At 41.7% G+C, this 19,999-nt stretch carries 17 protein-coding genes and 1 pseudogene; 11 read left to right on the forward strand and 7 right to left on the reverse strand.

Features of this window, described 5'->3' with window-relative positions; genetic code table 11:
• Window positions 1–12 precede the first annotated feature (12 nt).
• Window positions 13–852: a prephenate/arogenate dehydrogenase gene (locus tag H6G77_RS30985; RefSeq protein WP_190873590.1), complete on the reverse strand. Its 840-nt coding sequence runs from the start codon at window positions 850–852 to the stop codon at window positions 13–15.
• Window positions 853–1,030: 178 nt separating this feature from the next.
• Between H6G77_RS30985 and H6G77_RS30990 the strand changes: the two genes are divergently transcribed.
• The 3 genes from H6G77_RS30990 to H6G77_RS31000 all read left to right on the forward strand — a co-directional run bounded on the left by H6G77_RS30990 (window position 1,031) and on the right by H6G77_RS31000 (window position 4,173).
• A complete protein-coding gene (locus H6G77_RS30990) occupies window positions 1,031–2,596 on the forward strand; it encodes a pentapeptide repeat-containing protein (RefSeq protein ID WP_190873591.1) in 1,566 nt (521 codons plus the stop codon).
• Window positions 2,597–2,629: 33 nt separating this feature from the next.
• Window positions 2,630–3,223, forward strand: a complete 594-nt coding sequence (locus tag H6G77_RS30995; RefSeq protein ID WP_190589621.1) for a DUF1517 domain-containing protein — start codon at window positions 2,630–2,632, stop codon at window positions 3,221–3,223.
• A gap of 68 nt (window positions 3,224–3,291) precedes the next feature.
• Complete coding sequence (locus H6G77_RS31000; protein ID WP_190873592.1) at window positions 3,292–4,173, forward strand: hypothetical protein; 882 nt, start codon at window positions 3,292–3,294, stop codon at window positions 4,171–4,173.
• A 123-nt stretch (window positions 4,174–4,296) separates the two neighbouring features.
• Here the strand turns inward: H6G77_RS31000 and H6G77_RS31005 are convergent.
• A pseudogene (locus H6G77_RS31005) lies at window positions 4,297–4,470 on the reverse strand (Uma2 family endonuclease); the annotation flags it as partial.
• 166 nt (window positions 4,471–4,636) lie between these two features.
• On the opposite strand from H6G77_RS31005, the gene rpsB reads away from it, so the two are divergent.
• From rpsB to H6G77_RS31035, 6 genes are all read left to right on the forward strand, one after another.
• The gene (gene rpsB, locus H6G77_RS31010; protein ID WP_190589623.1) at window positions 4,637–5,434 is read left to right on the forward strand and encodes a 30S ribosomal protein S2; all 798 of its coding nucleotides are present in this window, start codon (window positions 4,637–4,639) and stop codon (window positions 5,432–5,434) included.
• A gap of 156 nt (window positions 5,435–5,590) precedes the next feature.
• Window positions 5,591–6,535 (forward strand): translation elongation factor Ts, encoded by a 945-nt coding sequence (gene tsf / locus H6G77_RS31015; RefSeq protein ID WP_190589624.1) that lies wholly within the window; start codon window positions 5,591–5,593, stop codon window positions 6,533–6,535.
• Window positions 6,536–6,973: 438 nt separating this feature from the next.
• Window positions 6,974–7,789: a hypothetical protein gene (locus tag H6G77_RS31020; protein ID WP_190589625.1), complete on the forward strand. Its 816-nt coding sequence runs from the start codon at window positions 6,974–6,976 to the stop codon at window positions 7,787–7,789.
• A gap of 260 nt (window positions 7,790–8,049) precedes the next feature.
• Window positions 8,050–10,524 (forward strand): ATP-dependent DNA helicase RecG, encoded by a 2,475-nt coding sequence (gene recG / locus H6G77_RS31025; protein ID WP_190873593.1) that lies wholly within the window; start codon window positions 8,050–8,052, stop codon window positions 10,522–10,524.
• Window positions 10,525–10,800: 276 nt separating this feature from the next.
• Window positions 10,801–11,301 (forward strand): DUF192 domain-containing protein, encoded by a 501-nt coding sequence (locus H6G77_RS31030; RefSeq protein ID WP_190589710.1) that lies wholly within the window; start codon window positions 10,801–10,803, stop codon window positions 11,299–11,301.
• 488 nt (window positions 11,302–11,789) lie between these two features.
• A complete protein-coding gene (locus H6G77_RS31035) occupies window positions 11,790–12,017 on the forward strand; it encodes a DUF2949 domain-containing protein (protein ID WP_190589627.1) in 228 nt (75 codons plus the stop codon).
• Between the two features lie 227 nt (window positions 12,018–12,244).
• On the opposite strand, the gene H6G77_RS31040 is transcribed toward H6G77_RS31035, so the two are convergent.
• From H6G77_RS31040 to H6G77_RS31050, 3 genes are all read right to left on the reverse strand, one after another.
• Entirely contained in the window at window positions 12,245–13,396 is a 1,152-nt protein-coding gene (locus H6G77_RS31040; protein ID WP_190589628.1) for an alanine--glyoxylate aminotransferase family protein, read from the reverse strand.
• Between the two features lie 453 nt (window positions 13,397–13,849).
• Window positions 13,850–14,524 carry a PEP-CTERM sorting domain-containing protein gene (locus H6G77_RS31045; protein ID WP_190669418.1) on the reverse strand — a complete coding sequence of 225 codons (675 nt, stop codon included), beginning with the start codon at window positions 14,522–14,524 and terminating at the stop codon, window positions 13,850–13,852.
• Window positions 14,525–14,944: 420 nt separating this feature from the next.
• Window positions 14,945–16,267, reverse strand: coding sequence for an ABC transporter substrate-binding protein (locus H6G77_RS31050; RefSeq protein WP_190873594.1), 1,323 nt, complete (start codon window positions 16,265–16,267; stop codon window positions 14,945–14,947).
• A gap of 115 nt (window positions 16,268–16,382) precedes the next feature.
• Here H6G77_RS31050 and H6G77_RS31055 point away from each other — a divergent pair, with 115 nt between their 5' ends.
• Window positions 16,383–17,180, forward strand: coding sequence for an FkbM family methyltransferase (locus tag H6G77_RS31055; RefSeq protein WP_190873595.1), 798 nt, complete (start codon window positions 16,383–16,385; stop codon window positions 17,178–17,180).
• A 7-nt stretch (window positions 17,181–17,187) separates the two neighbouring features.
• Here H6G77_RS31055 and H6G77_RS31060 read toward each other — a convergent pair whose 3' ends face one another.
• Window positions 17,188–17,856 carry a glycosyltransferase family A protein gene (locus tag H6G77_RS31060; RefSeq protein WP_190589632.1) on the reverse strand — a complete coding sequence of 223 codons (669 nt, stop codon included), beginning with the start codon at window positions 17,854–17,856 and terminating at the stop codon, window positions 17,188–17,190.
• Between the two features lie 212 nt (window positions 17,857–18,068).
• Here H6G77_RS31060 and H6G77_RS31065 point away from each other — a divergent pair, with 212 nt between their 5' ends.
• Window positions 18,069–19,364, forward strand: a complete 1,296-nt coding sequence (locus tag H6G77_RS31065) for a chloride channel protein (protein ID WP_313954535.1) — start codon at window positions 18,069–18,071, stop codon at window positions 19,362–19,364.
• Between the two features lie 214 nt (window positions 19,365–19,578).
• On the opposite strand, the gene H6G77_RS31070 is transcribed toward H6G77_RS31065, so the two are convergent.
• A complete protein-coding gene (locus H6G77_RS31070; protein ID WP_190589633.1) occupies window positions 19,579–19,791 on the reverse strand; it encodes a hypothetical protein in 213 nt (70 codons plus the stop codon).
• Between the last annotated feature and the right edge of the window lie 208 nt (window positions 19,792–19,999).

Here is a 19,999-nt window from a genome sequence, read left to right on the forward strand (position 1 = left end):
TCAAATTCCTACTTACTCGGTAAACAAAGGTCTTGCTTGTTGGGTTAACTGCAACTTGGCTTCTAAGGTGTTCCAATCTTCTTGTTCAATCAAGTTAATAACTTCATTAATGTTGTGGCGATATTGTTGCAATGAACTCAACAAGGCTTGGCGATTATATTTTGCCATCATCACTCCCAATTCAGGGTTTCCACCACCGACTCGGCTGGTATCGCGGAACCCAGAACTAGCTAAATTTTGCGCTAATTGTAAAACTGCGGGGTCAGTTTCACCCATACAAGCAGTAATTAAAGCGGCACTCACCATCACAGGTAAATGGGAAATCCAACTAACGGCGCGGTCATGTTGGGCTGGTTGACAGTGGTAAATTTTTGCGCCCAGCGATCGCACAATCTCCTCTAAAATAGCGATCGCATCTTGGGGTGTATGGGCATCTGGTGTGAGTACGTAAGGTCTATCAACAAATAAATTTTTTTGCGCCGCCTCTATGCCACTATCAGCCGTTCCCGCCATTGGATGACCGCCCACAAACCGTTCCCACATCGGTGAAATTGCCTCGACTATAGGTGCTTTCACCGAACCCACATCAGTAATAATCGTAGCGGGAGAAAGATGTGTAATTAACTGCTCAACTTGGGGAACAATAAGGGCGATAGGCGTACAAATAAAAATTACGTCTGCGGCTGCTAACAAACTCATTTCCACAGATGCCTCATCCACACTGCCAAGGGCTACAGCTGTTTGACAGGTAGATTCCCGGCGACTGACCCCCAAGAGATGATGACCTTGCGATCGCAAATCATAACCCAAAGAACCGCCTATCAATCCCAAACCCAAAATACCAATATTCATAAATTTAGACAGTTTATTTTTATGTACATTTTAGGGGCTAAGGATTGAGAAGAAGCAAGGGAGACAAGGAGCAGGGGACAAGGGGAAAATTTTCTCCCCTCTGCTCCCTACTCCCTGCCCCATTTCCTACTCCCCACTCCCCACTCCCTATTCCCTTAACTTTGTATGGGTAGCATCAATGACTGTAGAGGAATTACTCGAACAATACGCAGCAGGGGTTACAGATTTTAGCGGAGTCGAACTTGGCGAAGCGAACCTGAGTGGTGTCAAACTCAATGGTATCAACCTGAGTCATGCTAATTTGAGTGTCGTTAATCTCAGTGGGGCAAATCTCAGCGAGGCTAATTTGAGCCATGCTAAGTTGAATGTCGCCCGACTGAGTGGCGTGAATTTCGTGGGTACAATCATGAATCACGCTAGTTTGAATGTGGCAAACTTGATTCGTTCTGACCTCAGCCGCGCTCAATTGCGTGGTGCTTCTTTAGTACGTGCGGAGTTAATTCGGGCAGACCTGAGTCGCGCTGACTTATTTGAAGCTAATCTCAGTAATGCTGACTTACGTGAAGCCACCCTACGTAAAGCCAATCTTCGCCGCGCTAACTTGCATGAAACAATCTTAAAAGGTTGTACCTTAGCTGGTGCGAACTTAGAGATGGCGAACTTAAACGCCGCCGACTTACACCGTAGCGACCTCAGTGGTGCTAACTTACGTGATGCAGAATTGAAACAGGCAAATCTCACCCATGCTAACCTCAGTGGGGCTGATTTAAGTGGCGCAAACCTGCGTTGGGCTGATTTGAGTGGCACAAACCTCAGTTGGGCTGATTTAAGCGGTGCAAAATTGAGTGGTGCGACCTTGATGGGGGCGAACTTGAGCAATGCTAATTTAACCAATACAAGTTTTGTCCATGCCAACTTAACAGAGGCGACATTAATTAAAGCCGAATGGGTTGGTGCTGATTTAACAGGCGCAACCTTAACTGGGGCAAAACTGCATTCTGCGTCTCGGTTTGGGTTAAAAACAGAAGGAATGATTTGTGAATGGGTTGATCTTAGTCCAAAAGGCGATCGCTCGATCATCCAAAAATTTGAAGCCGACGACCCACGGGAATTTTTTAACGAAACCCCCCCAACCATTAGAATTATCGTCGATGCAGCCTTAGAACCAGAAGCGAACTTTGCCCTTGCGGGTGCTTATTTCCACATTGCTCAAGAATATCGCATCATCAAACAACCCCCCAGCATGGAAATTGGCCGTCGCCGGACTGTATTCACATTTCGAGTAGACAGCGATGAAGCTTTATTACCTACAGCCTGTTTGGCAATTCTCCCCTTTAGAGATGCGACTAATACCCACAAAAGCATTTATCAAGTGGTAGAGATTCTGAATAAAAAAGATGTACCTGACTTAGACATCAAAATCTCCCATCGGGTGAAGACACTGACCACACTCATCGAAGAAGCTATTAGTCAGGCGCAAACCATTCGGCAAATGAAAAAAAATCTGGAACTAGCAGCAAAATTAAATTTCTTTCGAGCGCCTACGCAAACAATCTTAACTAATACCAGCGCCCAAACCCTGACAGTATATGATAACCCCTACTTTGGGAAAAAATTTATTCATACCTCGCAACTCGATGCCGCATTTTTAGCAGATAAATCCTCTGATACTGCCACAATTGCATCACTTTCGTTAAATATAGTTGTAGATTTTCTCAAAAGCTTTCACTATATCAATGAATAAAGAAAAACTCAAACGAATTTTTGGAGGTAGCAAATGCGTGATACCTTTAACAAAATGGTTGGTCGGACTCGCTATGTAGTCTCTCGGTTATTTATTCACTTGGGTGGGTCAGATGTTGCGCCAATTTTAGGTGTATTAAATCGTGGTGCGAGAGATGCGATCGATTCTGAAGGCGATATGCAGGTTTTAGGAGAATCATTAGTCGAACTGAGCGAAACCCTTCTGCGCTACGATCAAGATTGGATGTCTGCTGCCAACGAAGGCGACGTATTTTGGAGTGAAGGCGAAGCAGGTGATTATGTCAACGAGTTATTTACTGACTCGGCCGAAAGGTACGGTGCTGATATTGATTGGGATTCTCCTTCTGGGTTTGATGAACCTTTATCTATTCCAGTTACCCGCAATGTTGTGGTGATGATTACCGTCGCTTTGGAAGGTGAAGTACCAGAGTTAGAAACCGACCTATCGAATATTCGCGCACTCAAAGAAGGGTTAAAAGCCCTGATTAATCTGCACTACAAAAACAAATTCAGAGCCATTCAAGTACATTTTTCGCCAGCACAGCTAGGCGATGAACTGAGCAACGATGAATTGTTGCAATATTACCCAGAATTGATACCTTTGTAAGTTGTTGGGTTGTCCGCACACCAACCATTTTAAGAAGTTGTTAAGCTCGGAGATAAGACAATACTGCAATGATCATGACCATATTACGTAAATTTACAGTTGTTGTTTTAGCCTTGAGTTTGTGTATAACAACTGTTGCCTGTGGCGGTGGAGAGCAAACTACTCCTACAGGCCGGAATGTTAGCCAAACTTCTACTGCCACCAAATTAACTGATGGTCAGTATCAAGTACAACAGGCTACCTATGACGATGGAACGGGAGAATATACACTGTTTTTACTAAACAGCACACCTCCCACCTTTACAACCGAAAACTTGCAAATGGCCAGGCTGACTGATGACGAAATTAAAGCAGGTAAAAAATCTTACCTGAAAGTAGAAAAAGGCCAGCCAGCTTTATACCTGACAGAAGACTTCAAAATTGAGTACGTCCACAACGTAACTCAAACCCAAACTAACCCCCAAACAGGAAGACAAGAAACGGTTGTCGTTCGACAAGAAAACAGTTTTTGGTCGCCCTTTGCTGGTTCTCTGGCTGGGAGTATAGCAGGTCAAGCAATTGGTAGTCTGTTATTTAGACCCCAATATTATGTACCCCCTGTTTATCAACCAGGCGGATTAACTGGTTTTGGTGGTTATGGTTCTAGCTACGACCAAGCAGTTAGCAGTTACCGCAGCCGCTATAATGCACCACCCGCAGCAGTAAGAAATCGTACAGCTTTCCGTACCACTGGCAATATTAGAAACACCTATCCTAGTGGCTCTAACGTCCGCAGCACAAGCCCAACAAGAACTACAAATCGTCCTAGTGGTTCTGGTTATGGTGCTAGTGAACTGCAACCATCAGGTAAATCTAGTACTACTAGACGTAATTCCGGTAGTAGTTTTGGTAGTGGTGGCCGGAGTCGGACTCCCAGCCGTAGCGGTGGTTTTGGTAGTAGACGACGTTAATTAATTGAATTAATTTTAAATTTGTGTAGGTTGGATTTTTGCTGGCTTTTTGTAGGGTACTGAGTAAAATCCAATCTACGCATTTTTTAGCTGATTTTTTCAGTTGAATTACAAATTCAAAATTTATACCAACCCAGCTTGAAAAATTTGATTTGGAGTCAGATGTAATTCAGGAAAAGTTTGGGAGATAATGGCATCGCTATCTCTAAACTTACTAATCTGATATTCTCCATCAACTAAATTACAAACAGAGATTGTCGGTTGTTTGGGATTACCAATAAAATTACGTCCACCCAACGGCTGGTGTTGCTGTGGAACATTGGGAAGGAGAGGTTAACCGACATGAATGATTTGTGTTACCCTAGTAGAGTTGTCTAAAATCCGCACATCCAGGAGTTCGGGTGTTTTCTTTTGGGAAAATACACCTGGGTGGAGGTTTAACCCGAATAGGAGTTAAGAATATATGCCAGTCGTTTCATTGGCTCAAATGATGGAGTCAGGGGTTCACTTTGGGCATCAAACCCGTCGCTGGAACCCAAAAATGTCCCCGTACATTTACACTGCCCGCAATGGTGTACATATCATCGACTTGGTGCAAACAGCCCAGTTGATGGATAACGCGTACAACTATATGAGAACCCAAGCGGAGCAAGGTAAGAAATTCTTGTTTGTTGGTACGAAGCGTCAAGCAGCAGGAATCATTGCTCAAGAAGCATCTCGTTGTGGCGCTCACTATATTAACCAGCGTTGGTTGGGTGGAATGCTCACCAACTGGTCAACTATTAAAACACGGGTAGAAAGGCTGAAAGATTTAGAACGCCGGGAAGAAAACGGTGCTTTAGATTTGTTGCCGAAAAAAGAAGCTTCGATGCTGCGTCGGGAAATGGCGAAGCTACAAAAATACCTGGGTGGGATTAAAACCATGCGGAAAGTCCCTGATGTGGTGATCATTGTAGACCAACGCCGGGAATATAACGCAGTTCAAGAATGTCAAAAACTGTCAATTCCCATTGTGTCTATGTTGGATACCAACTGCGACCCAGATGTAGTTGATATTCCTATCCCAGCAAATGATGATGCTATTAGATCCATTAAGCTGATAGTTGGCAAGTTGGCAGATGCAATTTATGAAGGTCGTCATGGCCAACTGGATGTAGAAGAAGAATACGACGATTACGAAGGCGCTGAGGAAGATTACGATTACGACGAAAGTGATTACTCAGACTCGTTAATTCCTGACGACGAAGACGAAGAAGAATAAAGTATGAAGGATAAAGTATGAAGTATGAAATTTTATTTTTCATACTTCATACTTCTCACTTCAGACTTCAGAGTGTCTTCACTTTCTGAGTAAGATAGAAATACTCAACGCCCGTAAGCGATAAAAACTCTAGGTCAAGTTAGGAATTGAGGCAACATGGCGGACATATCTGCAAAACTCGTCCAAGAGCTACGCCAAAAAACTGGTGCCGGCATGATGGACTGCAAGAAGGCGCTAAAAGAAAATGACGGCGACATCGAACAAGCGATAGATTGGCTACGTAAAAAAGGTATCACTTCTGCGGGCACAAAAAGCGATCGCATTGCAGCTGAAGGTCTAGTAGACACCTACATTCAAGCTGATGGCAAAGTAGGTGTACTAATAGAAGTTAACTGCCAAACAGATTTCGTGGCTCGCAATGAAGCTTTTAAATCTTTGGTTAAGAGCCTAGCACAGCAAGCCGCCACTGCTGAAAGTGTTGAGTCTTTACTGGCTCAACCTTACATTGGAGATAAGAGCGTAACTGTAGATGAATTCATCAAGCAAACCATTGCTACACTCGGTGAAAATATCCAAGTACGTCGTTTTGTCAACTTTACAGTAGCAGGCGGTAAAACCGGAGTAGTAGATAGCTATATTCACACTGGCGGTCGTGTTGGTGTATTAGTTGAGCTAGAATCTGCCTCTGAGTCGGCTGCGGGTAACGAAGAATTCAAAGGGTTGGCACGGAACGTTGCTATGCAAGTTGCAGCTTGTCCCAACGTTGAGTATGTCAGCGTAGACCAAATCCCAGCCGAAGTTGTCCAAAAAGAAAAGGACATCGAAATGGGCAAGGATGATTTGGCAAACAAACCAGAGAGCATCCGAGAAAAGATTGTTCAAGGACGAATTGAAAAACGTCTTAAAGAAATAGCTTTGCTCGATCAGCCTTATATCCGCGACCAAAGTATTTCTGTTGAAGAATTGGTCAAGCAAGTCAAGGCTAAAGTCGGTGCAGAAGTAACAGTTAGCCGCTTTGTGCGCTACATCCTCGGCGAAGGTATTGAAAAACAAGAAACTAACTTTGCTGATGAAGTTGCAGCTCAAATCGGGGCGAAGTAATTTGGTTTTTAGTCATTAGTTATTGGTCATTGGTCATTAGTTATGAACAAATGACCAATAACTTTTTTAAGACAGGTCAGTTTTACACTAAGCTGACCTGTATTTTATTATTAGAAGATAGCTGGGTACATTTGTACCATAATAATCGTAATACCAATTTAGAAAATGATTGATAGAAGCTAGATAAGTAAGTCGGTGGAAATAAACCAAACTATATTACGAAGCGTAAATAGCCTGGAAACACTTACAAATGACCAACGACAAATCACAAATGACAGCCCTCACTAGTTATCTTTAATTCCACCGACCTGCTTACATACAGCAATTCTCAATCCGTCTTGAAAAGTGTGCTTCGAGTCGGGGAACCCGCCCACGCAACTTTTCGCAAAATCTCAAATCTCAAATCTAAAATTGGATGATGGGCAATTAAAAAAAGATATGGCGAGAGCAATTGAGCGAATTGAACGGGATTTGGCGATGCTGGAAGAAGCGATACGTGCGATCGCAGCAGAACTCCAAAGTGCTTATACTGTTTATCTCACCCTCTTAGGTGAAGCTGTGCGGAAGCAGTTGATTCTGGCAAGTTACCATCTGTGTACTCAGGGGTATCCCGAAAACTTTTTAAAGTTGTCGTTGAATCAACGTCAAAAATTGCAACAAGCCATCCGCCAACTCGGAAAACAGCTATCTGAAGAATTAATCACCTATATGAATGGTGAAATAGTTACAGAAGAGGAAAATGAGGGAAACGAGACAGAAGAAGAGGCGGTGACGGAGAACCCAAAACTCAATCCTCCTGATTCTTCTAACCCTGTAGAAATAGCCAAATGGCAAAATCACTTAGAAGAATTAACACAACAGGCGCTCAAAAAAGTTTCTCATGATACAAATGTGTTGTTGCAACAAGCTGATATTCTGCCCAAAAAAGTCCCAGAACCAATTTTAGAAGCCGCCGCCGCCGCCTCAGAAGCAGCCGCCGAAGTGATGCCAGGGCCGCCAAATCTCCTCAACTTGGTCATTGAAATTGACAACGAACAAGACGAGGAAGAATCGAGTTTGACACAGATTATGACCATTAATCTGCGACTGGGAGAAATTGAATTTGCCGACGCAACCCTAGCATCTAGCCGCAAACAAATTCGGAATATATTAGTACAACTCCAAAAACTCGGCCGAGAATATCAAAAGAAGCAACGGGAACGTTCAATTGCTGAAGCCGAAGCAGCTTGGCGCTCAAGTTGGTATGAGGATTAGTGATTTGTCATGTATTCTTCGTCATTTGTCAATTTGTATAAATATTAATGACCAATGACTATAGGACTTACGCAAAAAAACGAAAAAATAAGGTTTTAGAACAGGGTACAGGGGTATGAGGGTGTAAGGGTGTAAGTATTCAAAACCATTACACCCCATACCCTTTCACCCCTACACCCAATCCCCACAGACAATCTTGGTGCGTAAGTCCTAGACTAATGACAAATAACCAATGACCAATGACTAATGACAAATAACCAATGACTAATGACACACCAGATTGGATACGCTTACATAAAGCCTTGGCTGTAGAGGCAGAAAATGGCTTTACAGACTTGATGGGCAGACAATACCGCTTTAGTGAATTTCTCAGTTTGACTTTTGGGAAATTTCCGGCGGCTTTGCCTGCTGTGGAGCGTCGTCGTTGGCAAGAATTAGCCACAAAATTTGCCGACTATCCCAATTTGGCAGTCAAAGACAGACAAAACTTAATTGCTACCACTCGCAGGTATCTTGACCAACTGCAAAAACAACTAGAAGACCCAGAGGAGTTAGAGAAGCAGGGAAGAAATTATAAAGCGAAAATCCCTAATTCTACGCCTGTGGTGAATGAAGTCAGTCGCAGACTAGCGCCCAGAATTGACCAAAAACTCAGCGATTTGCCAGAAATAGGTATTCGGAAAGCTGATAAATTAGCGGCTTTGCATTTGTACACGGTGCGAGATTTGCTGTTTTACTATCCCCGTGACCATATTGATTATGCGCGTCAAGTCAATATCCGCGAGTTACAGGCGGGTGAAACAGTCACTATTGTGGCTAGTGTGAAGCGTTGCAATTGTTTCACTAGCCCGAAAAATCAAAAATTATCAATTTTAGAACTGGTACTCAAAGATAATACCGGACAAATTAAAGTCGGTCGCTTTTCGGCGGGGGCGCGGTTTACTAGCCGTGGTTGGCAAGAAAGTATGAAACGCCGTTACCCAGTCGGTAGTATGGTGGCGGCTTGTGGGTTGGTAAAAGAAAGTAAATATGGCTTGACATTGGATAACCCAGAACTGGAAGTTTTGGCACATCCAGGAGACACCATTGAGTCCTTGACTATTGGGCGGGTAGTGCCAATTTATGCTTTAACTGAAGGGGTGATGGCGAATATGGTGCGTCAGGCGGTGATAGCAGCCTTACCAGCAGCAGCCCATCTCAAAGACCCACTGCCCAAGGGTTTGCGAGAAAAGTATAATTTGATGGAATTGAAAGATGCGATCGCTAATATTCACTTTCCCTCTGATAGCGATACTTTACAAGCTGCCCGTCGTCGTCTGGTTTTTGATGAGTTTTTCTACCTGCAACTCGGCTTACTCCAACGTCAGCAACAAGCCAAAGCCATTCAAACCAGTGCCATACTTGCGCCTAAAGGGCAGTTAATTGGCAAATTCTACGAAATCTTACCCTTTCAACTCACCGGCGCACAGCAACGAGTCCTGAATGATATTTTGAATGATTTGCAAAAAACCACACCAATGAATCGTCTAGTACAGGGCGATGTTGGTTCCGGGAAAACCGTCGTGGCTGTGGTAGCAATTTTAGCGGCGATTCAATCTGGCTACCAAGCCGCTTTGATGGCTCCAACAGAAGTTTTGGCAGAACAGCATTATCGCAAGTTAGTTAGCTGGTTTAATTTATTACATTTGCCTGTGGAATTGCTCACAGGTTCTACCAAAACTGCCAAACGTCGGGAAATTCATTCATTGTTAGCCACAGGGCAATTACCTTTGTTAGTGGGAACTCACGCCTTAATTCAAGACCCGGTAAACTTTCATCGCTTGGGTTTGGTAGTCATTGATGAACAACATCGCTTTGGGGTAAAGCAACGGGCGTTATTACAACAAAAAGGCGAACAACCCCATGTCTTAACAATGACCGCGACTCCCATTCCCCGGACATTAGCCTTGACAATTCACGGAGATTTGGATGTCAGCCAAATTGATGAATTACCACCAGGACGGCAGAAAATTCAAACCACTGCATTGACAAGCCAGCAGCGTAGCCATGCTTACGACCTCATCCGCCGCGAAGTTGCTCAAGGTCGGCAAACTTATGTGGTGTTGCCTTTGGTAGAAGAATCTGAGAAATTAGACTTGCGATCGGCAGTAGAAGAGCATCAAAAATTACAAGAAACCGTCTTTCCTGAATTTCAAGTCGGCTTACTCCACGGGCGCATGAGTTCCGCCGAGAAAGACGAAGCAATTACCAAATTTCGAGACAACAAAACCCAAATTTTAGTATCAACAACAGTAGTAGAAGTTGGTGTAGACGTACCCAATGCTACTGTGATGCTCATTGAAAATGCAGAAAGATTTGGTTTATCTCAACTGCATCAACTACGGGGGCGTGTCGGTCGGGGTGCGGCTCAGTCTTATTGTTTGTTGATGAGTAGTTCGAGAAGCCCTGATGCTCAACAACGGTTGAAAGTCTTAGAACAATCTCAGGATGGCTTCTTCATTTCCGAAATGGATATGCGTTTCCGTGGCCCTGGTGAAGTGTTGGGAACTCGCCAATCGGGTGTGCCAGATTTTACCTTAGCGAGTTTGGTTGAAGATGAAGAAGTGTTACTCTTAGCGCGGCAAGCAGCCGAGAAAGTTATCGAGATTGATGTTACCTTAGAACGCTGGTATTTGATGAAAGAAGAGTTGAAATATCGGTATGACAGGTTAATGGGAGGCGCTATTTTAACTTAACTACACGCCCCTACACCCCAACATCCTCAAGACTTTGTTGGGTTACGCGATCTCTTCACCATCCTCCCACACTTCCCACACTTCCCACACTTCCCACACCTCCCACACCTCCCACACCTCCCACACCTCCCACACCTCCCACACCTCCCACTCTTCCCATGCACTCAAATAAACAACGCTGTCATTGCCATAAGACCAAAAAAGATACAAAAAGAAGTGGGCTTTCTAGGGTAAATTCTGTAAAATCAAAATTTAAATAACCAAATGGCAAATTTTATGATACGTTGGCTAAGTTTACTGCCAATTCTGCTCAGTCTGTTTCTCATGGGATGTTCTACGCAGACAACAGCCAAGACTCCCATTGCAGTGCAAACTGGACAAACACTACCAATTTCAGCTAAAGCAGTTGTTCCCAACGGGACAACCATTGAATTAGAAGTAGCGGTGACTCCAGAAGAGCAAGCAAAAGGTTTGATGAATAGACCTGCATTGCCAGATAATCGCGGGATGTTATTCAAGTTTCCATCTGCACAGCCTGTGCAGTTTTGGATGAAAAATGTACCTGTGCCACTGGATATGGTCTTTTTACAAAATGGCGTAATCAAGTATATTCAGGCTTCTGCGCCACCTTGTGCTAGTGAGCCTTGTGCCACTTACGGGCCAAATGTACCTGTTGATACTGTAATAGAATTACGTGCAGGGCGAGCCAAAGAACTGAAACTCAAAATAGGAGATAATGTCAAAATTAAGTTTTTAAATCACAGTAGCTTACGGTAATAAGACTTAAAAACCTTGGTGTAATTAGCCATAGCAACATTTCATCAATAATTTTTCTGTAAAAAAACTGTTAAGTAGATGTGAACTCGCAAATTATTTTTCAAGCATCTAATATGATGACAAAAATAGTAAAAAAAACTACTTAAGAGGTAAAATAACAATCTTAAGGTTCCATAGTGAAAAATCTTCCTTTTGGCGTAAGTGTAAACAGTCTGGCATAAGGGAGCATAGGCTATGGAATGTTTGTTACTCAATGTGTAATTAAATAGAACACTCAGGCAAATTCAGCATGATACTTATTTAACTTGCCGAAGATGCTACTAAAAAACTGAGCAAACGGATGATTGAAAGCCAGGAATTTCCTAGTTTTTTAGGAAAATTGTTCTATTTGCGGATAATCAAGCAATATTTTCGGATCTTCATCCGGTAATTGCACAGTCTCAACTGAAATAGTAGCTGCGGACAAAAGAGGAATGGTGAATTGATTTATGAGCGTACACACTAGACAAGGAGGTGAGTTACAAATGTCACCATCAACATATTCAAGGCTGATTCATTTTTTACAGGAAGATTTGTCAATTTCGGCAGCATCTTTGGCAGTAGCTTTACGGCATCGGGAGCAAGACCCAGGGCCTTTACCGATGATTCTTTGGCAGTATGGGTTGATTACGATGGAACAGTTAGAAAAAATTTACGATTGGTTAGAAACTGTTTAAGTATGAAAACTCTTGCAGGAGAAAATCAGGTATGTCACATCCAAACGGCCTTGGAACAAGGCTGATATACAGGAAAACTGACTTTTACCAAGCCTATTTATGTAAGTCCAGGTTGAAAGAGCGAGTTAAAGATGGTAATTCTACTCGCTCTTTTAATTTTTGGTCATTGGTCATTGGTTATTGGTCAGAAGTTTGATGAATAACTATTGACCATTGACCATTGACGATTAACCATTCAATACTTTAGCTGCTGCCGCTACACCAGCACCCGGAGTAAAGTTTTCATAACCGAGTTCTAACAGTACAACTTCTAGGGATGCTATGCAGCTAAGAATATCGCGATCGCTCACAAAACCCAAGTGACCAATGCGGAAAATTTTATTTTTCAAATGGTCTTGACCACCAGCTAAGGCAATATCAAAGCGTTTTTTAATCAATGAGCGAATTTTATCCGCTTCAATATTTTGTGGTGCTACGGCTGTAATGGCTGGACTAGCATGGCTATCGGCTGCAAATAAGGGCAAGTTTAAACCTTTAATAGCGGCGCGAGTCGCATTCTTTTGGCGTTCGTGTCTGCCAAAAATAGATTCTAAGCCTTCTTCTTTCATCATGCCCAAGGTGGTATGCAGTGCCACAATCAGATTTACTGGGGGAGTGAAAGGAGTGGTATTTTTAGCGGTGGATTTCTTGTATTTGCCTAAATCTAGATAATATTTCGGCAATTTAGCTGTTTTGTAAGCTTCCCAAGCTTTGGCGCTGACAGACACAAAACCCAAGCCAGGGGGAATCATGTAACCTTTTTGAGAACCGGACGCGACGACATCTAATCCCCAAGCATCCACAGGTAAATTAAATGCGCCCAAACTGGTGACAGCATCCACAATAATTAAAGCTTCGCCATGTTCTTTAACGTGGCGGTTGATGGTTTCCAAATCGTTGAGAACGCCAGTGGAGGTTTCGCTGTGGGTGACAATGACAGCTTTGATTTCTTTGGCTGTGTCGGCTTGTAGTTTGGCCGCAAACTGCGCTGGGTCTAAAGGTTGACCCCATTCTGCTGTAATGGTTTCTACATTTAACCCGTAGGCTTGTCCGACTTCCGCCCAGCGTTCACCAAATTTACCATTACTACCAACTAAAATGCGATCGCCAGGGGATAGAAAATTAATGATCCCGGCTTCTACCGCACCTGTACCGCTAACATTCAGCATCAGCACATCGCTTTCGGTTTGGTGCAGCCATTTTAGATTAGCTGTCACATCTGCCAAAATGTTACTAAACTCATTGGTACGGTGTCCGATGGGGTGTTTAGCTAAAGCAAGTAAAGCAGCCTCTGGCACTGGTGTGGGGCCAGGAATCATCAGCATCAGCTTATTTTCCATATCTTTGTCCTATCCTAATAGTCAAATAACAGTTAAAAGTTTAGGGGATGGTTAATCCTGGAGCAAAATCGACACATATTTATTTGCGGGTTGCACCAGTATTTTCTGTATTCTCCAAATCTCTAAAATTATGGGTCAGCTTGACCTTCGATAACCTGAAACTCTGGTTGTCAGCAATCTCACTAGACGCATCAATACCCACGTCTGAGAGTCTGGGAGGGGCGTATCTGTAGCTAACGTAAAGGAGACATCTAAGTTTATTACCCAGTGAATTGAAGTTTAATAGCAGCGATTATCTAGAATCTCACAAATTGGGTACAGGTACAATGACTTATCAAATTTTGTAGTTTCTAGTTTTTAATCCATAAAATAAGAGCGATGGGCGATCGCTCTCATATTAATATTTATTTACATTTAACTGCATTACTACACACAACCATAGAGATTGTTTGGTCACACATCCGAGTCAACCTTTTGTTGTTGCTTTTTCTTATGGCGTAAAGCCACACCAAAAGCACCTGCTACCAATGAACCGACAATAGTCATAGGTTCAGGAACAGGCTCATCATTCCGAGAACTGCGAACAGTCAGATTTGATCCAGAAAACCGATCACCAGAAAACCGATCAAATGTATTTACCACCCCGAATCCTATAGTGTAAGTGCCGCCTGTGGTGAATGTGTAAGCAGTTCGAGATGCAGTTTGGCCAAAATTACCTACCTGAAGCACATCAGCCAGTCTATTTAGAGAAGTACCAATAGAGTAGAAAGAAAAATCATTGTAAGGTAGATAATCACCAGCTTGGAAGAGCCAATCAAATGTCAAAACATCTCCAGCTTGGACTGTCAGCGTGTTTTTGATAGCAGAACCATCAGTGACATTTTGACCATTAAAAGTATCTAAAGTTCCAGACGCTAGTCCCAAGAAGTTCTCTAGATTAGTGTCAGAAACACCATCACCAGTAAACAGAGCAGCTTGCTCACCACTCAAGTTAACATTTCCAATACTTTCCCATTCTGTAAAATCTGAAATATTGATCACTGCTGCTGGAGATGGACTAGCAGTAAAAACAAATGCTGCTCCTGTACCAGCCACTAGTAAAGTATTCGTCAAACCAAAATTTTTCATTGTATTTACGCTTGTGAAGATGACAAAGTTGATACGCAGAAAGGTATAAGGGTATGAGGCTTTAAAGGGGTGTAGGTGTGCAGAACTCTTACATCCCTTTCATCTCAATCGAAAATCTTTATACGTAAGTTATGCTATTGATGCTGATACACAACACTTTTCTCTAAAAAACCATCTGAAGCAAGTGTTTTTACTGAAGCTTCATAAAATTTTTATATCTAAAAACATAAATCATGTTTTTAGATAAGCTGCTATCAGCCATCATCAATTAGGGCAGAAACTGAAAATCAAATAGTTCGGCAAATTCTCAAAAGCACTGCTGGCAAATACAATATTCATTCATTGCTGTATTGTGGCGATCGCAATGAGAGACTTCATCACTCATAATTTTCTATAAAATTGGTGTAAATTTGCTCTGTTTCACTTTCCCCAAATCAGTTCTAAACGTTCTTGGGCTTGCTTAAGTGCAGATTGGGGAGAATCACCTAGCAACGTCGCCTCAATTGCTCGACCAAGACTTTCAGATATACGACTATATCCAGCTAAAGTAGGACGAGATCGGGCTACAGACATTTGATCTAAAAAAACTTTGATCCAAGGTTTTTGCTGGATATATTGCTGATAAGCTTCGCTTTGGGCAGATTTGAGATTCACTGGCAAAAAACCTGTACCAATAGACCATTCTGTTTGAAATTCTTCACTCAAAACATATTCTAAAAATTTCAGTGCAGCTTGTTCTTTCTCTGGCGTAGTTTTCATCACATAAAAGTTACCTGTACCTGTGACAGTCGCTGATTCAACATCTCTGGGTATAGGGAAAACTTGATAGTCGGTCTGAGACTTGGTGATATAAGTCCAAGGGCCAGTAATTTGCATAGCTACACGTCCCTGAAGAAAAGCATCTTCTTCATAGCCGCGTTCTGGTGGCGAAAGAGTGGCGGAACCATCTTTTAATAAGTCTTGCCAAAATTGAAGCGCGTGAACTGCTTGGGGGTTATTTAAATTCGGGACACCATTGCTGACAATTTCACCGCCAGCACTCGATAAAAAGGGAAACCAACTAAAAACCGTCCATTCTCCCTTACCCATAGGTAGCAACATTCCATATTGTTCTGGCAGTCCATCTCCATTGCGGTCTACAGTTAATTTTTTGGCAGCTTGTCGCAATTCTTCCCAATTTTTGGGTGTATTTGTAATCCCCGCAGCTTTAAATAATGTGGGACGATAAAAAATGCCAATATTACTTGTATACAGTGGTACTGACCATAAATGCCCATCTAACTTTAATTCGTCTAAAAGCTTCTGGCTAAGTTCTGATTTTAAAGGTAGTTTGTCAAACCAACCTTCTAACGGACGAACTGCACTAAGTTCGACTAACTGACCAGTAATTTGGGGGTAAAAGCAGAGAATATCGGGCGGTACTTTACCAACAACTGCTGTTAAGATTTTTGGTAGTTGTTGACCCAGTTGACCAGCGTAAATAGATTCTACCTGGACATCAACATGAGTTTGATTGAATTTATCTACTAATTTTTGGAATACATCACGATTTACAGGTGGATTAATTCCATGCCATAGTGTGATGCGAGTAATTTGCTCATTTTGAGTTTCTCTTACCTCACAACTAGATAACAAAACAATGCTGATACTCAAGATAAATAGAAAAATAGTAATTCGCCAAATAGAGCCAAGAAACTGATAAAGAATTTTAAGATTGGAGAACGAAAAAATAGTAAGTTTCATATAACTTTCCGTTATACACAGTCTGTATGATCGCTAAACGCCTATTTATAAAGTATCTCTAAAAATACTAATTTAGATTAAAATATTATGTATTTGCAATTAGGATAGGTCGAAGATGGATAAAAATTTAGTCATAGATGTTGGTGTTCATACAGGAGAAGATACTGAGTTTTATCTCAAAAAAGGATTTCGAGTTATTGGTATTGAAGCTAACCCCAATATTTATAGTGACACTAAGCAAAAACTAAATTCTTATATAGAAACTGGTCAGTTGCTACTCTTAAATATTGCTGTATCCCCTCTAAATCAACCAATTACTCTATATGTCAACCTAGACAGAAGTTTTTGGAGTACAACTTCACCCGATTTTGTCCAGCGTAACGAGTTTTTTGGCACACGCTCTACAGCTATAACAGTAGAAGGGCGAAGATTTGAAGATATTTTACAGGAGTTTGGCACTCCCTATTATCTAAAAGTTGATATTGAAGGTGCTGATATATTATGCTTACAGGGTTTACAGAAAGTTGAAAGCAAACCGCAGTTTCTATCTATAGAATCTACAAAAGCGTCTTGGCATGACCTGTTAAAAGAATTTGCGCTGTTAAAGGAACTTGGATACAAGAAATTCAAAGCTATCAGACAACCAGATGTACCTCGACAAATCTGTCCCTTCCCAGCGAAAGAAGGTCAATATATCAGCCATCAATTTGAATACGGTGCTAGTGGACTTTTTGGAGAAGAAGCCCCAGGAGTTTGGTTGTCTGAAACTGAAGTACTCAAGGTCTACAAACGGGTTTTTCTGGAATATAGACTTTTGGGTACAAATGGGATTTTAAAATTCCCTTTGGGAAAAAAATTACTAGAAAGTCTGCAACTAAAAGAGCCTTGGTATGATACTCATGCTAGTCTTTAAATATTGTTTATGGCAATGGGGACTGGGAAGTTGATTCTAAGAAACTTTTAGTCACACTAGTTTCTGCTCTTGTATAAATATATGTTTGCAAATCAGGTAATTTTTGAGTTCTGAATAATTTCTCTGCCCGTTCCCAAAAATCAGTATCTTCTCCGTAAGTCATATTATTAAAACCTTGCAAATCAAAAAAGACTTGTCTCTTGCCAAAAAATGTCGGGCCAAGTACACATTCTCGCAGATTTATGATTTTACCGGGTTGAAAATAGTCAGCAACCCAAATTTCTTCATCGGTAAGAAATCCACCTTCAATTAAATCAATTTCTGGATACTGCCGTAGATATTTAAGGCGAGTTTCTAGATGTTCTGGCAAATAAGCATCATCGCTATCTAAAAACGTGATGTATTTCCCAAAAGATGCTTGAATGCCAGCATTTTTAGCATGACATTGTTTTTTGTTTTGATGCTTTAAATAACGAACATTCGGAAAAACATTAATATATTGATCTACAATTTCAAACGTATTATCGTTACTGCCATCGTCTACTATAATTAACTCCCAATCTTGAAAAGTTTGGGCAAGTACGCTATTAATACAACGATTTAAATATTTGCCGCGATTGTAGGTACAAATAATAATTGATATTTCTGGCAGTAAGTCAAAAATTACATTAGTCATGATGCAACCCCTCAAAAATCTAAATTGCTCAATGATATACCAATTTGATGGGATTTATAACTCATCTCAGCAGCAAATAGAGACTAGGGCTGAGTCAGTGGCTTTGTTTATAACTGATTTATGACTGCTAGAGTGAGCAGGGATAACGGAAGTATTATACAAGATAGTAGTAAATCTTCATTATTTGTAGTTTTCTCAAAAGGATATTAACAGTGCCATTAAATCCGCCACCCCCAAATAATCAACCCCAAAGTTGGGCATTAACGCAACTGTTTGGACTGTCAAGGCGTAATCCCTTGATGATTTCTCGCTGGGTGTTGCGTTGGGTTGTGGTAGGGACGGTTAGTGGTTTGTTTGCTGGGTTGTACTGGAATGTTTTAGAACTGTTAACTCACCAGTTGGAAAGATTCCAAGGTTTAAGTTTGTTAATTGTGATGCCACTGGCTGGTTTAATTGTGGGGCTAGTGATTCATTTTTTGGGTAATCCTGGGGAAATTGCCGTGATTGTGGATAATATTCATTTTCGCGGTGGACGCTTGGATGGACGAAAAAACCCCTCGATGATTCTAGCTTCTTTAGTTAGTATTGCGGCTGGTGGAAGTGCTGGCCCAGAAGCGCCATTGGTGCAGGTTACAGGTTCCTTTGGGACTTGGTTAGGCGATCGCCTGAAACTTGAAGGTGAAGATTTGCGATCGATGAGTTTGGCGGCGATGGCGGCTGGTTTTACGGCTTTGTTTGGCGCACCTCTAGGCGGGGCGATGTTTGCTTTAGAAATCTTGCATCATCAGCATGTTGTGGAATATTACGAAGCGTTAATGCCGGCAATTGTGTCTAGTTGTGCGAGTTATTTGGTATTTACGGCGATTACTCATTTAGGAATTGCACCAACTTGGCATTTTCCCCAATATCGCTTAGAAAATATCGATGATTTTGCCTTGGCGATTTTGTTTGGGATGATTGGGGCGATCGCAGGATGGATTTTCATCTGGATTTTTCGCACCTGCGACAATGTTTTTCACCGCATACCCGGCCCCATTTATTTACGCACCACATTAGCCGGGTTGGGAATTGGTAGTTTAGCCACTTTCTTACCTCTCACCCGTTATTTTGGCCATGAAGAATTAGAAACTGTCCTGACAACTAGTTTTTCGGGGATTTTTCTGTTAACACTGGCTTTGGGTAAAATGGCAGCTATTAGTATGACAGTCACAGGTGGCTGGCGTGGTGGATTTATTATCCCCTTATTTTTCACTGGTGCTTGTATTGGTAAAGCTGTGGTAGTTTTGATTCCGGGTGTTAATCCTGCTTTAGCAATGATTTGTACAATGGCGGCGCTAAATGCAGCCGTAACACGCACACCCATTAGTACAACTTTGTTACTCTCAAAACTCACTAGTTTCAGTCCATTTACACCAATTTTATTTGCTAGTTTGGTGGGATTTTTTCTAGCACCTAAAGTACCTTTGATTGCGGCTCAAATGAAGTCGCAGCCAGAAGCGATTCATTAATAATCACTGAATATAGCTTTTCTTCGCCTAGTGATGTATAGGCAAAAATAATTAACCGCAGATAAACGCAGATGGACGCAGATAGATTTGTCCTTCAGTCAACTAGTAAACGCCATATAGCAATCCTAAATTATTTACAAATATCTCTGCCTTGTCTCCCTTTTCCTCCTTGTCTTTTGTGTGTCTAAATCAATGACTGCTATATTATTAGCCTTTATCTCTTGAGTTGATTCATAAATTCTTTCTGCTCGGCAAAATATTTAGCAATTTCTTTGGCATTTAAAGGAATAACTTTTGTTGTGGGACGAATTGGTTGTAATAGTTTATTGAGACTGCAATAAGAATAACTGGCTTTGCGATATACACAACTGTAACTTATTCCAGGAAGACGGAAATAGCTACCGATCGCTAATTGTTGAAATGTCATCTGTCAAACTCAATATTGATAATTGAACTGTATTATGATAGCCCCGATCAACCGATAACCAACAAATGATATTAAAATCCCGTTACATTGGCGTGATTGCTGTTGGTTTTGTCTCTAGCAGTCCTAAATGAATTACCAACATCTCGCCCTTGTCTACCTTGTCGCCCTGATCTCTGTTGTTCGCACATCAAACTAGGATTGCTATAGC

This window comes from Aulosira sp. FACHB-615, from assembly GCF_014698045.1.
Lineage (GTDB): Bacteria > Cyanobacteriota > Cyanobacteriia > Cyanobacteriales > Nostocaceae > Nostoc_B.